1 protein-coding gene is annotated in these 1,136 nt (G+C 55.5%); it reads right to left on the reverse strand.

The window, feature by feature from the left end; translation table 11 throughout:
- Window positions 1–242: 242 nt before the first annotated feature.
- Window positions 243–1,136, reverse strand: an 894-nt coding sequence (locus V6D20_01300; GenBank protein ID HEY9814434.1) for a hypothetical protein, incomplete at its 5' end; no start/stop codon positions are given.

Here is a 1,136-nt window from a genome sequence, read left to right on the forward strand (position 1 = left end):
CGGGGTTTAGTTTCGTGTTTAGTTTCGTGTTCCGATTAGATCCTCCTAGAAGGGTATTGAAGTATGGCTTGAACCGAGAAGTGTTATTTGAAGTACCTCCATGAGATCGAGAAGAGCAAAGCTACGTGGCCCCATGTAGTGCCACGATGAGGTACATGGCAGACCTAAACAGAGCCCTTGTGACGGCAGATCCAACAGCAGCGAATCTGCAAGTGCCATCCTCACAGGTCCTCGGATTCAGGCTACCACTTTCGACTTGTAGTGAGGATTCGTCGGAAATTTTTGAGCTTGGGCTCGCTCTCGAGGTCCCAGTCGTACCAGTGGTGGGGGTCTCTAACGCTGTGGAACTCGACCCGCATCAAGCGGGGCATCTCATCCTTCTTGTGCATTTCCTTCATCGGCAACACAATGTACAGCAAGAAGTCGTAGCGCCTCCGCTTTAGGCGAGAGACGTAGTACATGCGGTCAATAGCCAGCGAGATCTCCTTGTCGAGGTTGTGAACGCCTTGTGGGGTGGCCAGCTTCCACTTGTGGAAGCCAGGGTCTTTCTCGTTGACGAACGCGCGCTGCTCTAGGGCGGACTGAGGGGTAGGGCTGTGCTGTGGCATGGCCACGCGTAGCAAGGTCGCCGCCATCTCTTGGCCGTTGGCCTGCCACGTCGCCATCCAGTTCACAAGGTCTAGCCGCACCAGCGTAGTGCCTTGGCCTACATCGATCTTGAGGCCCAGCTGGCTGATGTGGTTGAGGTAGTGAACATGGCCGTCGGGGTGGGACTGGCGAGTGGCGTAGAGCTCCTCCAGAAAGTCCGAGACCCAGGGCGGGTTGAAGTCGGCAATGCGGTCATCCTCGTGCTTGAGTTGCCACTTGTACATGATGTAAAAGCCATCAGCCTCGTCAACAACGGTAGTGATTTCATTCCCTACCGCAGCTATTCTTTCTTGTTCTGGCATAGGCTTGCTGACGGTCGCTTTGGCAAAAGTGCTCTCCTCAATCGCAGTGGCTAGGCTTTCGAGGTCGGACGTGGTTTCAGGCGTAAGCTGGCTCTGGAATTCGTTGATGCCAGCGCGGATGGCACGGTCTAGACCCATGGACTTGGCAGCAGGCGCCAGGTCATCGCGGGTGCTTAGAAGTTGGCG

It is taken from the genome of Candidatus Obscuribacterales bacterium (assembly GCA_036703605.1).
Taxonomy (GTDB): Bacteria; Cyanobacteriota; Cyanobacteriia; order RECH01; family RECH01; genus RECH01.